The 12857-nt window shown below is 56.9% G+C and carries 11 protein-coding genes and 1 pseudogene; 4 read left to right on the forward strand and 8 right to left on the reverse strand.

What is annotated here, in order from left to right:
* Positions 1-124: 124 nt before the first annotated feature.
* Positions 125-964: an AraC family transcriptional regulator gene (locus KHU29_RS22455; RefSeq protein WP_211453176.1), complete on the forward strand. Its 840-nt coding sequence runs from the start codon at positions 125-127 to the stop codon at positions 962-964.
* Between the two features lie 57 nt (positions 965-1021).
* The gene (locus tag KHU29_RS12755; protein ID WP_211453177.1) at positions 1022-1384 is read left to right on the forward strand and encodes a VOC family protein; all 363 of its coding nucleotides are present in this window, start codon (positions 1022-1024) and stop codon (positions 1382-1384) included.
* 443 nt (positions 1385-1827) lie between these two features.
* On the opposite strand, the gene KHU29_RS12760 is transcribed toward KHU29_RS12755, so the two are convergent.
* Both KHU29_RS12760 and KHU29_RS12765 read right to left on the reverse strand, forming a co-directional pair.
* The gene (locus KHU29_RS12760) at positions 1828-2292 is read right to left on the reverse strand and encodes a hypothetical protein (protein ID WP_211453178.1); all 465 of its coding nucleotides are present in this window, start codon (positions 2290-2292) and stop codon (positions 1828-1830) included.
* Positions 2293-2553: 261 nt separating this feature from the next.
* Entirely contained in the window at positions 2554-2859 is a 306-nt protein-coding gene (locus KHU29_RS12765; protein ID WP_211453179.1) for an ArsR/SmtB family transcription factor, read from the reverse strand.
* 92 nt (positions 2860-2951) lie between these two features.
* On the opposite strand from KHU29_RS12765, the gene KHU29_RS12770 reads away from it, so the two are divergent.
* Positions 2952-4040 carry an NADH:flavin oxidoreductase/NADH oxidase gene (locus tag KHU29_RS12770; protein WP_211453180.1) on the forward strand — a complete coding sequence of 363 codons (1089 nt, stop codon included), beginning with the start codon at positions 2952-2954 and terminating at the stop codon, positions 4038-4040.
* 111 nt (positions 4041-4151) lie between these two features.
* Here the strand turns inward: KHU29_RS12770 and KHU29_RS12775 are convergent, their stop codons facing one another.
* The 5 genes from KHU29_RS12775 to KHU29_RS12795 all read right to left on the reverse strand — a co-directional run bounded on the left by KHU29_RS12775 (position 4152) and on the right by KHU29_RS12795 (position 11816).
* Positions 4152-5093 carry a cupin-like domain-containing protein gene (locus KHU29_RS12775; RefSeq protein ID WP_211453181.1) on the reverse strand — a complete coding sequence of 314 codons (942 nt, stop codon included), beginning with the start codon at positions 5091-5093 and terminating at the stop codon, positions 4152-4154.
* Between the two features lie 65 nt (positions 5094-5158).
* Entirely contained in the window at positions 5159-7039 is a 1881-nt protein-coding gene (locus KHU29_RS12780) for a DUF885 domain-containing protein (protein WP_211453182.1), read from the reverse strand.
* 96 nt (positions 7040-7135) lie between these two features.
* A complete protein-coding gene (locus KHU29_RS12785) occupies positions 7136-10282 on the reverse strand; it encodes a bifunctional diguanylate cyclase/phosphodiesterase (RefSeq protein WP_211453183.1) in 3147 nt (1048 codons plus the stop codon).
* Positions 10279-11073 carry a substrate-binding periplasmic protein gene (locus KHU29_RS12790; protein WP_211453184.1) on the reverse strand — a complete coding sequence of 265 codons (795 nt, stop codon included), beginning with the start codon at positions 11071-11073 and terminating at the stop codon, positions 10279-10281. The genes KHU29_RS12785 and KHU29_RS12790 overlap by 4 nt, the downstream gene beginning before the upstream one ends.
* A 458-nt stretch (positions 11074-11531) precedes the next feature.
* On the reverse strand, positions 11532-11816 hold the full coding sequence (locus KHU29_RS12795; protein ID WP_092359892.1) for an HU family DNA-binding protein: 285 nt from the start codon (positions 11814-11816) through the stop codon (positions 11532-11534).
* A gap of 179 nt (positions 11817-11995) precedes the next feature.
* Here KHU29_RS12795 and KHU29_RS12800 point away from each other — a divergent pair.
* A pseudogene (locus KHU29_RS12800) lies at positions 11996-12100 on the forward strand (thioredoxin domain-containing protein); the annotation flags it as partial.
* A 67-nt stretch (positions 12101-12167) separates the two neighbouring features.
* Here KHU29_RS12800 and KHU29_RS12805 read toward each other — a convergent pair.
* On the reverse strand, positions 12168-12827 hold the full coding sequence (locus KHU29_RS12805; protein ID WP_211453185.1) for an NAD-dependent epimerase/dehydratase family protein: 660 nt from the start codon (positions 12825-12827) through the stop codon (positions 12168-12170).
* Positions 12828-12857 lie beyond the last annotated feature (30 nt).

Below are 12857 nucleotides of genomic sequence, written 5' to 3' on the forward strand. Positions count from 1 at the left end.
TGGAATAGGTTTAGATGACCGGATAGCAGTGTAAAACTTCAACTTAACTTGAAGTCAATGAGAGGATTAAATTCAATGCCCCCGACAAGTTGTCCAAATTTTTAATCGGTATAAACTAAGCTAGGTGAATACCATCATTCTTTCGCAAACCGCATCGATCACCGTGATCGATTATCGTTGCGACGCCAGCCCGGCCGACAAGCCGATCGCCGAGTTGCATCGCAATCATTCGGTTTCCTATGTGCGACGTGGCAGCTTTGGCTTGCGCTATCGTGGCAAGCAGCATGAACTGGTGCCTGGATCGGTGATGATCGGATACGCCGGCGATGAATTCTGCTGCACGCATGAGCACCATGTTTGCGGTGATGAGTGTTTGTCTTTTCAATTTACGCCGCAATGTGTCGAATCGCTCGGCGCCCGGGAATCGACATGGCGCACCGGCGCCTTGCCGCCGCTGGCCGCTCTCGGCATGCTGGGTGAGCTGGGGCAAGCCGCGGCGGAGGGGCGCAGCGACGTCGGGCTGGATGAAATCGGATTGCTGCTGGCAGCACGTTTCGTTGCGCTTGCCTCCGGCAAGCAGCCGGCGATATTGTCGACAACAACTCAAGACCGTCGCCGCGCGGTCAATGCGGCAATGTGGATCACCGCGCATGCGCATGAGGATATCGACCTCGAACGGATTGCCATCGAAGCCGGCATGAGTCCTTTTCATTTCCTGCGGCTCTTCAGCCGCGCGCTAAACGTCACGCCACACCAGTACCTGCTGCGTTCGCGGTTACGCCATGCCGCCCGCTTGCTGGCCGATGGCTGCTCCGTCACGGACACTGCTTACGACGTAGGATTCAACGATTTGTCCAACTTTGTGCGCACCTTCCACCGTGCCGCAGGCGTGTCGCCAAAATATTTCCAGCGCGCCGCCCGTGGCGAGCGCAAGATTTTCCAAGAAAAATTGGATTCGATCTGAAATGATGGCTACCTGACGTATCCATACCTATGTGGATGCAATGACAAGGAGATCATCATGTTCGACCATATCGGATTGAAAGTGAAGAACCTGGATGCCAGCGTGCGTTTCTACCAGGCAGCGTTGAAAGACCTGGGGCATGTCCTGGTGTCGCAGGGTGACGATTATGCCGGCTTCGGGCCACCGGACCAGCCGGCACTTTGGTTGTATGCATCTGCCGATACGCCGGCCGGAACCACCCATGTCGCTTTTAGCGCTTCGGGGCACAAGCAGGTCGACGGTTTTCATGCGGCCGGCTTAAAGGCAGGAGGACGCGACAACGGCAAACCGGGCCTGCGCACCGACTACAGTCCGACTTATTACGGCGCATTCCTGATCGACCCGGACGGTAATAATGTCGAAGCCGTCTGCCTCACCTAGCGACAACGTCAAAAACAACCCCGCGCAGTTAGTTAGGGTCAGATTTAATTAGGGGCAGAGTCCAATGCCGTTAAGTTAAGCCACGAACGGTATTCTTTAGATGGACCAATGCGGTCACTCCGTCATCCCTGCGAACGCGGGGATCCATGTTGCAGAGTATGGTGGATAAAATGGATTCCCGCGTTCGCGGGAATGACCTGCCAAGCGCTATAACCGGTAACCTTGACTTAACGGCATTAGGGGCAGAGTCAAATTTCGTCGGCTTTATCGCGAAATCTGACTGACCCTACACACGGACTACGGAGTGCATGCACAAGCATTCGACGGGCAGGTTGCGGCCTGCCGTCTACCCTATTGCAGGTGCTGGTGCGCGTTGCGACAGGCAGTAAACGACCCACAAGCGACATTCGCAAGTCCTGCAACCGGTCATTCAACGCGCAAGCTCAAGGGCTGGACCGGTAGCCGATATTGCGGCTAAGAAGGTGCCAGTTTTTAAAGGCACCGACTGAGAACATCACTCCCGCCACAAACCAAACTAACGAGCCAACAATATCGAATGCACTCAACATTTTCGGCACCGTTACCAAATACGGAACCAACAGTAGGCTTCTGAGCAAGCAAATTGTCGAGATTACTGCTAATCCTGTCTTCACAAATGGCAGCCGCCGAATCAGTCCTGCTCCAGAAAATGCATACGATGCGCAAGTGAACATCAAAAACCCAATCACCACCGCACCAACTGGCGCAGCCATTGTTCCGTTACGTGCGGAATCAACAACCCACTTTGGTGCATGAAGGAAGGCATACCAATCGGGTCCTAAAAATGGTGCCACCCAGTGAATTAATGCACCAAAAACAGCAATCCCTGCTCCGACCAGAAAAGCTAAATGACCACTCCCTTTGTTCACGCCAGTCTCCTCTCTTAATATTAGTTACAGCATCTGCATGCTGATGTGAATTGACCGTCGCGCCCGTCAAACCTTAACCGTGACGTCAATATAGCTGGTATCTGCCGCCACAAAAAATTTACCAAAACAAAATCAGATTCGAAGGGCACGCGAATGACAGGAGTTGGCCGGACTCGGTCATTCGCGAAAGCCCGAATTCGACCGTGGATTCAACCATCTACTTCCATCTTCAGACATTCGCCTTTTGTATGGCAAAGGCCCTCAAGAAGTTTGCTGTGCCAATATCGCCGACAACAAGCCTGGAAAGCGACTTTCAACGTCCGCACGTCGTAGTGTATTCATATGATTCGTGCCGCTGCTCTCCGTGAACACCAATCCAGCTTCACGCAGCACCTTGAAATGGTGAGAGACAGTGGACTTGGGACGTCCTCCGTCCAGCTCACCGCAGGTTGCTGCCTCAACGCGAGCAAGATGTCGAACGATGTCGAGCCGAATGGAATCGCTCAACGCGTACAGCACACGTTCGAGGGAAAACTCACTAGCGGCAGGATGTTTGAATGGGCGCATGAGCACCATCATACACTTTGGATTATAATTATTCTATTGTTCGTATATCTTCGAACTAACGAATAAATACTCCACTTTCGTAAAGGTCATCCATGTCTGCCCTGTTTCAACCATTCAAGCTTAAAGGCGTTACCCTGCGCAATCGTATTGCTGTCCCGCCAATGTGCCAATACATGGCGGTCGATGGACTAATCAATGACTGGCATCAGTCGCACTACACAAATATGGCGCGTGGCGGTGCCGGACTTGTTGTCGTTGAAGCAACTGCCATTTCTCCGGAAGGACGCATCACACCGGGTTGTACCGGCATCTGGAACGATGATTTGGCACAAGCGTTTGTTCCTGTTGTGCAGGCCATCAAGGCAGCGGGGTCAGTACCTGGAATTCAAATTGCCCACGCGGGCAGAAAGGCGAGCGCCAACCGGCCTTGGGAAGGAGACGACCATATCGCTGAGAACGATGAGCGTGGTTGGCAGACGATTGCTCCTTCAGCAGTTGCGTATGGAAAAGGCTTGCCCAAACTCCCCCGTGCGATGACATTGGATGACATCGCTCGCGTGCGTCAGAATTTTGTTGATGCAGCCAAGCGGGCGCGTGATGTCGGGTTTGAATGGCTGGAACTCCATTTCGCGCATGGCTATCTGGCACAGACCTTCTTTTCCGCACATTCGAATCATCGTGATGACATCTATGGCGGTAGCGTCGAGAACCGCGCACGCTTCCTGCTCGAGACGTTGAAGGCAGTGCGTGAAGTTTGGCCAGAAAATCTGCCGCTAACTGTACGCTTTGGCGTTATTGAATACGATGGACGTGACGAGGAAACACTGCTCGAGTCGATTGGCCTTGTGCGCGATTTCAAAGCCGCTGGCATGGACATGATTAGTGTCAGCATCGGTTTTACAATTGCTGAAACCTCGATTCCGTGGGGGCCGGCTTTCTTGGGGGCGATTACTGAACGCGTTCGTCGCGAAGCGGATGTGCCTGTATCTTCGGCATGGGGCTTCGGCACACCGGAGATTGCCGAGCGCGTAGTCAAAGAGCGGCAACTCGACGTCGTCATGGTGGGAAGAAGCCATTTGGTCAATCCTCATTGGACCTATGCCGCTGCAAAAGAGCTGGGCGTTGAGCGTGCTTCGTGGACGCTACCGGCACCGTACGCGCACTGGCTCGAACGTTATTAAATGAAAATGGCGAACCAGGGTTCGCCATTTCCTTAATTTCCTTATCCACTGGTGGTGCATGATTTACTCGGAGTGACCGTTTCTGGCCGAAAACAGCCGGATTCCGTCAACCTAGCCAGCCTTCAGCGAAGCATCCCCGTTCAATGCCAACGGCAACGCCCTGGCCCATCGGTTCGCCGAAAGCGAAAAGGTCAGCGAACGAACCTGGTGATACCACCCCGCCGGCACATACAGGAGCTCACCTGGTTGCATGATGCATTCGATCATTGCTGCCTGGCGGGCAAGCGGAAATTTCTCGAAATCCGGCGCCTCCGGGTTAAACGGAGAGCCGAACAAGATGGCGTTCGCCTCGCGAGGGTAAAGGAATTCGTCGTGGTGAGGCGGCGACAGGAAAATACGCTTGGTGCCCCAGATCTGCGCAAAAATATTATCGTCATAGTCGCAATGCAGCGGCGTCACCGTTCCTGCCGGGCCAAGCCAAAAGCGCGGCGGCCCCATTTTATTAAAATAGGCGGGCCAGTGGCACAACGTATTCAATTCACGTAATTCGAGATTGCCCAGATATGGCGGCAGCTCCTGCGTGTCATTTGCGACGAGCTCAAGGTACGCCAACAGAGACATATCCTGCATCGCCCGGTCAGGCGCGAAAGCGGTATTGATATAGTCGCCAACCCTCGCCCGCACGTGCAGTTCGCCAAAGCGGTCGCGCAGCGCTTGTGGCGTAAGAGCGGACAGTGGCCACTTGCCGACGAGCCCGGTGATGACGAATGGCAGGCCTTTTGCTGCACGCATGCGGAATGCAGCAGCATCGAGCATGTCCAGGCGTGGTACTGCGGAAATGACAGGCAGGTCGCGACCCGCACGCTTGATCGCCTCACGCATTTCCTGTATTGACGTGACGCCGCGAACCCGCGCGTCCTTCTGTTCTCGCGCCTGTTTTTTGACAACGGCATCTTCGGGCGACATGGCCGCCGATGACGGCCGGGGCGGCAGCAATCGTGATGATCGGTGCGTATCCCGCCGTTCTTGATTACCGGCTAGCGGTTTTTTCATATTTCATTTTTCATTTTCCTATCGCTGCGCAGATCTTCTCTTGACGGTGATTGACGCCGATGCACCTATATCGCTCGCACCCCGGCAATGTAACCGTCAACCACCGTCGGCAGCACCGCCAACGGCACGCCGCCGCTTTTCACCAAAGCATCATTGAAACCTGCCAGATCGAACCGGCCGCCCAACGCCACTTTCGCCCGTTCGCGCTGGCGCAGGATTTCGTTGTGCCCCATCTTGTAGCCGCAGGCCTGTCCCGGCGACGCGCAGTAGCGGTCGACTTCGCTGGTCATGGCGGCAACGCCGCGCCCGCTGTTTTCGACCATAAAACGGATTGCCTGCTGCCGTGTCCATTTCATCGCATGCAGGCCGGTATCGACAACAAGGCGGCAGGCGCGGAACTGCTGCGCCTGGAGATAGCCGATCTGACTGAACGGATCATCCGCATACACGCCGAATTCATCGACCAGCTGCTCGGCATACAGTGCCCAGCCTTCGATGAAAGCGTTGAAACCCATCATTGAAGTAATCAATGGCATATCGGCATGGTGTTCGGCCAGATACGCGCCCTGCCAGGTATGACCGGGGATACCTTCGTGCGCGGTCAGCGTGGCGATTTCGGACTTCGGCCACAGCGTGGTCGATTTCAGGTTGATGTAATAAATCGCCGGCCGCGATCCATCCAGCGCAGCAAAATTCATATAACCGAGCGCGGCGCCGGCTTCGATATCGGGCGGCACGCGCTTGATCACCAAAGGCGCTTTCAGGCCCAGATGCGAAATTTTCGGCATCAGCGCGCGGACTATGGCAACCCGCTCATTGCAATAGGCGATCAGTTGCTCGCGCCCCCGGTCATTGTCGGCATAGAAGCGTTTGGGATCTTTCGACAGAGCCAGCAGACGTTCGCCGACCGTGCCCTGGGTGATCCCTTGCGCTTTGAGGATGGCGTCGATGCGGGCTTGCAGCATCTTGTTCTGCTCTAATCCGATCGCGTGGATTTCTGCGGCGCTGCGGGTGGTCGTCGTGCCCAGCTTCAGCGCCCATTCGTAATACGCCGCGCCATCGGGCAGGCGGTGCACGCCGGCGATATCGGTGGCTTTGGCGGTAGCCTTGGCGAAGGTGTCGATCTGGCGGTCGAGCGCCGGATATACCAGCGTATTGACCAGCTTGGTCGCGCGTGTTTCCCAATCACCGGCGATGCCGAGTTTTTTGGTGCGTCCGGCAATCGAGGTGACCAACTTCTGCGTCGCGGCCGGGGTTTTGCGATAATTCCGCAGCTGGTTGAGCGCGGCGTGTGCAATGAAGTCGGGCGGCATGATGCCTTTGGCGGCCTGCTCGGCGATGCGCGCGCTTTCCTGGTCGAGCACACGGGCCATCGCTGTCATGCGTTCAAGATAGGCTTCGGCATCGGCAGCGTTGGCGATTTTGTGCTGCGAGTCGAGAAACTCGGGCACGGAAAGCACCGCGCCATCCTGTTGGGTGACCGGGAATGGTTGCGTGCCGCCATAGAAACCGCTGGCCGCGCCACCATACGAAAAACGCAGGCCGTCCACCCCTTCGTTCGCCGCATAACGCACGCTGTCGTAACGGATTTGTGCGTTCGCGCTAAGCTTGGCGCGGTCCAGCGTCGCCATGCGGGCCAGCATCGATTTCACCTGTTCAGCCCACGCAGCCCGGCCGGCAGGTGAAGCATCCGGCAGACGCGATTTGAGCGCGAGGCGGGCGCCGGAATCGAGTCCCAGCGAAGTAGCCGAGGTCGGCGACAGGCGCAGGATTTCTTCTGCAAAGTCGGCCAGCAAGGTTGAAAAACGGACGTCGGCAGGAAGTGTTTCTTTGGTCTGAATCTGAGTCTGGGCCAAGGCGATGCGGGGTAGCGTAACAACAGCGGCGGCGGACAGTGCGCTCAGCAGCATCTCACGGCGGGAAAAAGTCAGTGGCGTATCGTTCATGGAATCCTTTTATTGCGGGAGAATGCAGGGAGGAAAAGAATTTATGCGTCGCCGACCATAGCGCGAGTGGTGGAAGGGTGTCAATGAAATTTACGGTCATGCCGTCCCCTCTTGCGCGCGCATGCTGGCGGCCATCGGCAGCAATCCGGCCTCACGCGCGAACTCTTCAAAACCCTCGATCGGCAGCGGCCGGCAAAAATAATTACCCTGATAGGCGTGGCATCCGGCACTCGCCAGGAAATCCCGCTGCGCCATAGTCTCGACTCCTTCGGCGATGACCTCCAGGCCAAGGCTCTTGGCTAACGCCAGGATGGTCCTGGCGATGGCTGCGTCGTTGGCATCGAACAGGATGTCGCGCACGAACGAATGGTCGATCTTCAACTGGTCCAGCGGCAAGCGCTTCAAATAAGCCAGCGAGGAATATCCGGTGCCGAAATCGTCCAGCGAAAAAAACACACCGTTGATTTTGAGCGCAACCATTTTTTGGATGATGTCTTGCATGTTGTCCACCAACAGGCTTTCCGTCAGCTCCAGTTTCAGCCGGCTCGGATTGGCGCCGGTCTGGCTGATTACCGCCAGTACCTTGTCGACAAAATCAGGTTCGCGGAACTGCTGCGCGCTGATATTCACGGCCACTGTGAGATGGGTCATTTCCGGGCGGGTTGCCCATGCCGCCAGTTGGCTGCAAGCGGTTTCCAGCACCCAGTTGCCCAGTGGAAGAATCAATCCGGTTTCTTCAGCCATGGGAATGAAATCGGCAGGAAACACTATGCCGCGCTGCGGATGCTGCCAGCGCACCAACGCCTCGACACCCGTGACGCGGCCGCCGTCGACTACCTGGGCCTGGTAATGCAGCAAGAACTGCTTATCCTCGATCGCCTTGCGCAGTCCCACCTCCAGCGTGGCGCGCGCCAGCACCACAGTCTGCATCGCAGGATCGAAAAAGCGCAGCGCGTTGCGCCCGGTTTCCTTGGCCTTGTACATGGCGAGGTCGGCCTGTTTCAGGAGTTCGTCAATCGATGTCTGATGTCCCCGGAACAAGGTGGCGCCGATACTTGCGGTGCAACGGTATTCGATATCGTCGAGCTGATACCCGCCGCTGAGTACGGCAAGGATTTTTTCACCTACGGCTTCGGTCTGGCTGGCAGCCTCTTGCGGACTTTCACTCAAGCTTCCCAACACAACCACGAACTCGTCGCCGCCTACCCGCGCCACCGTATCGACTTCACGCACGCTGGCAGCAAGACGTTGCGCCGCTTGCAGCAACAGCAGATCACCCTGGTCATGGCCGAGAGTATCGTTCAGGGTCTTGAAATGATCGAGGTCGACGAATAGCAGCGCGCCGCAGGTCTCATTACGGGCGCTCACCGTAAGCGCCTGCGTCAGGCGATCCAGCAGCAGGGTGCGGTTGGGCAAATGGGTAAGAGCATCGAAGAAAGCCAGTTCCTTGATTCTTTCTTCCGAAATCTTGCGCTCGGTGATGTCGTGATGGGTGCCGATATAGTGGGTGACAACCCCGTCGTCTCCCGTCACGGCCGAGATCGTCAGCCATTTCGGATACACTTCGCCATTCTTGCGGCGATCCCATATCTCTCCCTGCCAGCCGCCGCTGTTGTGAATGGCATCCCACATCTCGCGATAAAAAGCCGGGTCGTGGCGGCCCGATTGCAGCATGCGCGGGGTCTGGCCGACAACCTCCGCCGCCGTGTAACCGGTGCTGTCGGTGAAAGCACTGTTGATGCGCAGGATCCTGCACTCTGCATCGGTGACCATCATGCCTTCGCGCGAATCGAAAGCGACCGCCGCGATACGCAGTTCAGCCTCGGCCTGTTTGCGCTCGGTGATGTCGCGGCCACTGGTGCGAAAGCCGGTGAAAGCGCCCTTGGCATCGCAAATCGGGGCCCAGGAAATGGATAGCCAGAACACCGAACCATCCTTGCGCACGCTGCGAAATTCCAGATCGTCGCCACGCAGCCCCTGTAGCGCTTTCTGGAATTCGGGCCCCACGCGAGGCATATCGTCAGGATGAATCAGTGTGGCGGCCAGGTCGGGCATTGCCATGCACTCTGCCACCGTATAGCCGGTGTATTCCTTGACGGACGGATTGATCCAGCGCGGCATGCCATCCAGCCCCCACCAGACTTCCCAGTTGACCATGCAGTCCGCGATTGCGCGGAATTTCTCCTCGCTCTCGCGTAACTCAGTGGTCATGGTGGCGGCCAGTTGCATGGCGCGGCTGCGGCCGGTCACCAATAACCAGGAGAGCAGCGCCAACAGCAGGCTGAGGCCGATGCCGGTGAGCGCAATAGGCAACTGGGCGTTACGCCTGAAGCGTCCTCTGAAGTCGTCCGTGGCGCTCATGGAAAGCGTCCAGTTGTGCCCGGCGATGACCAGATACTCATTAGCCGAAATGACAGCCGGCAGGCTCCGCCCGGGTTCAGAGGGCGAGAGGTAGGTAAGCGTTGTGACGGATGGTGCGACGCCGTCGTAAATGGCAAAGGCCAGGCCGGGCGGCAGCTCGCCGTAAAGGCTGGCCATCACGTCGCTCATATGGAAAGATGCGTAGATCCAGCCGGCCAGGTGGGCGCGACGTTCGGCGACACTGTCATGCGGCTGGCCCCGGGTATAAATTGGCAGGTACATGATGAAGCCGGGCCGCGCATCTGCCTCGATATCGACGACCAGCCGGACCTTCCCGGAAATCGCAGGACTGCCTGAGTCGCGCGCCTTCTCCATGGCATTCCGCCGCACGGGATCGGACCAGGCGTCGAAACCAAGAGGGCCACGATTGCGGCCGACGTAAGGTTCACGTTGAATGATGGGAACGTAGTTTTCGCGCTGTCCATCCGGTCGCACCGAGTAATCGGTGAAGCCGATCCGGTGCATGGCGACGACATGGCTATCTTTATTCGCCGCCGGCACCCATTTGCCTACGCCGATAGACTGGATCCCGGAATAATTGGCATCCAGATTGAGCGAGCCGACGTAGTCGCGAAAACTGTCGCGATCCAACTCGCCGGTGACGGTGTACAGACTCTGCACACCGCGCAGCATCTGCTCGTAGGTCTCCATACGCAGCTCAACCCGGCTGACAGTCTCGCGCAGGGAAATGTCGAACTGGGACAGCAGCTCTTTTTGCGAAGCTTGTTGTTCGTGATCCCAGACCGCCCAGGTAACGCCAAGCGCAGCGACCAGGACAAACAAGGGAAGCAGGGGTAGCAGGATCGGGCGTGGCCAGTTCACGGTGGCGCCTGGAAATCGACCATGGGGGCGGCGAAGGCGGGGCTGAAGTATTTCTCGAAGATACGGCGGACGGTGCCGTCTGCACGCATCTCGTTCACCAATGCGCGCCACTTATCCTGCTCGGCTGCCGTCAGCGCCTTGTTCGACATGATGAGTCCGTGCGGTATCGCGGGATCGTTGAATTCGATGACGGTGGTGATGTCGCGGATCTTCTTTTCCTCCAGGGCCGGATAATCGAAGGGCTCTATGATCATGCCCTGAATCCGGCTGAGGAGCAGCGCCTGGTACAGCGGAGCCAGGCCATTGGCCTGGTTGACGCGGCTGGCGGCAGTCAGCTTGTCGACCAGGTGGTTGGCGGATTCACTGTAACGGAAACTCCGGATGACGCCAAGCTGAAAGCTGTCGCTATGTTCGAAATCGGACAGTTTGCGCATGCCGGAGTCCTTGCGCACCAACAAATAGTATTTGTTGGTGAAGTACCAGGCAAAGCCCGCGAACCGGTTGCGCTCGGCATTGGTGATGCCGGACAGGCTGAAATCGAGCGCGCCGGACTCGATCAATTGCCAGATGCGGGCACGCGACATCAGGCTGACGCTGACTTTGCAGCCGCTGCGGCGGATCAGCTCGTCGGCGAAATCCTTGTCGATGCCGGTATCGGTGTCGACGGAATAAAGCAGACCGTGATCGTGCAATGCGAGCGTAAAGGGACGCGAGCAGTCGGGACCGGCTGCAAATGCGCTGCCAAGGCCGCACACCGCAAGCATCAAGCAACCAAGGCATTGTCGGATCATAGTTTCGCCATGCGGTAAAAAGTACAGGCCGCTTCGTTAGCAGCCGTTTCGAACTTATTTAATCACTTCTCCCTCGATCGCAGGTCTATCGAGAGGGATTTTTTGTCAGATGCTCGCTTCAACCGTGCTTATCGATCCAATTATCGCTCCGATTATCGCTCCGAAAAACGACAAAACGCAGCTTTGAACCGGGAGTCATGACGGCTTGCGGCTTTGCAGCAAAGCGGTGACGGCCAGCGAATTTAATGTTACGCGACGGATACTTAAACCGCAACTGACATGGACCTCAAATCAGGTGTGGAGCGGTTAGTGGTCTGGGCAAGGTGGCTGCGAACTGGTGATCGAGGTGGGGTGGAGGCGGGCATGGCAGGCCGTGACGGCGGGTAGTGATATTGGGCGTCAGGAATTCTTCCGACGAAAAAAAAGCCCCTGAATTTCTTCAAGGGGCTTTCATTACATCATTTCTTCTTTTTGTTCACTGCATCTTTGAATGCTTTACCAGCTGTGAACTTGACGGTCTTGGCTGCAGCAATCTTGATTGCTTCGCCGGTGCGTGGATTGCGACCGACGCGTGCAGCACGTTTGCCGGAAGAGAACGAACCAAATCCAATCAACTGAACAGTATTACCTTTAGTCACGGCCTTGATCACGTTGTCTACGACGGATTCCAAAGCGCGCTGTGCAGCGGCTTTCGAGATTTCGCAATCGGTGGCAATGGCGTCGATCAATTCGGTTTTGTTCATTTCGTTAAATCCTCAAAAAAAGTGGTGAGTTGCAAATTCTAGCACCGTATTTGCTTGGAATCGGCGATGTAGACTACCGCAAACGCGCGTTTGAGACAAATTGCTTTTAAAATTTCGTTTGCAGTCGGCCGTATCTTTAGCACAAAAACCAGGTTTAGCGATAGGAAAAGAGGATTTTCATGTTGAAAATATTGGGCAAGGCAGCGTCAATCAATGTCCGTAAAGTGCTTTGGACATGCGATGAACTGGGCTTGCCGTTCGAACGGGAGGACTGGGGCAGCGGCCGGCTTTTCTGCGGCATGGCCGTAATGGCCTGGCTTGAGCGCTTAGGCTTACTACCGGCGCAAAAAGCTAGACGGCGTTGATGTCCGCCGCTTCAAGCACTTGCTTGGGACCACCCTGCCGCGCCAGTTTGATCATGGCACGTCCCATCTGTTCAGTGGTGGTGACGTGTTTCGGGAACAGCCGCCGGACCAGCGGCAGCAACGGCGCGGCAAGCAGATAGAACAGGCGGTATGAGCGGGTCTTGGAGCGTGCGCCGTGCAGCGGCTGGATGACGCCGGGACGGAACATGAAGGCGGCCTTGATCGGCAGGTGCAGCAAGGCGTTTTCGGTGCGGCCTTTGACTCTGGCCCACATGCTGCTGCCGTGCTCGCTGGAATCGGTGCCGGCGCCTGAGACATAGATGAAGGTCATGCCTGGATTCTGCGCCGCCAGCACCTTGGCAACGGTCAGTGTGAGATCGTAGGTGAGTTCGCTGTAGCGTGCTTCCGACATGCCGGCCGCCGATACGCCGAGGCAGAAGAAACATGCGTCGTAACCTTGCAACGATCCGGCGCATGCCGCAATCTGCGTCAGGTCCGGGATCACCAGTTCGCGCAATTTGCCGGACACGTTTGCGGCGGCGCTGCGGCCGACTGCCAACACGGTGTCAACGCCGGCATCAAGCTGGCACTCGCGCAGCACGCCTTGTCCGACCATGCCGCTGGCGCCAAATAGGATTACTTTCATTGCAGGTCCCGATCTTGTTGTATTGCCTGT

It is taken from the genome of Collimonas antrihumi (assembly GCF_018304965.1).
Taxonomy (GTDB): Bacteria; Pseudomonadota; Gammaproteobacteria; order Burkholderiales; family Burkholderiaceae_D; genus Collimonas; species Collimonas antrihumi.

Excerpts from the sequence above, each read along its gene's own strand:
- KHU29_RS12765 (WP_211453179.1), bottom strand. The coding sequence starts at position 2,859 with ATGCGCCCATTCAAACATCCTGCCGCTAGTGAGTTTTCCCTCGAACGT.
- KHU29_RS12790 (WP_211453184.1), bottom strand. The coding sequence starts at position 11,073 with ATGATCCGACAATGCCTTGGTTGCTTGATGCTTGCGGTGTGCGGCCTT.
- KHU29_RS12795 (WP_092359892.1), bottom strand. The coding sequence starts at position 11,816 with ATGAACAAAACCGAATTGATCGACGCCATTGCCACCGATTGCGAAATC.
- KHU29_RS12770 (WP_211453180.1), top strand. The coding sequence starts at position 2,952 with ATGTCTGCCCTGTTTCAACCATTCAAGCTTAAAGGCGTTACCCTGCGC.
- KHU29_RS12805 (WP_211453185.1), bottom strand. The coding sequence starts at position 12,827 with ATGAAAGTAATCCTATTTGGCGCCAGCGGCATGGTCGGACAAGGCGTG.
- KHU29_RS12755 (WP_211453177.1), top strand. The coding sequence starts at position 1,022 with ATGTTCGACCATATCGGATTGAAAGTGAAGAACCTGGATGCCAGCGTG.
- KHU29_RS12780 (WP_211453182.1), bottom strand. The coding sequence starts at position 7,039 with ATGAACGATACGCCACTGACTTTTTCCCGCCGTGAGATGCTGCTGAGC.
- KHU29_RS12775 (WP_211453181.1), bottom strand. The coding sequence starts at position 5,093 with ATGAAAAAACCGCTAGCCGGTAATCAAGAACGGCGGGATACGCACCGA.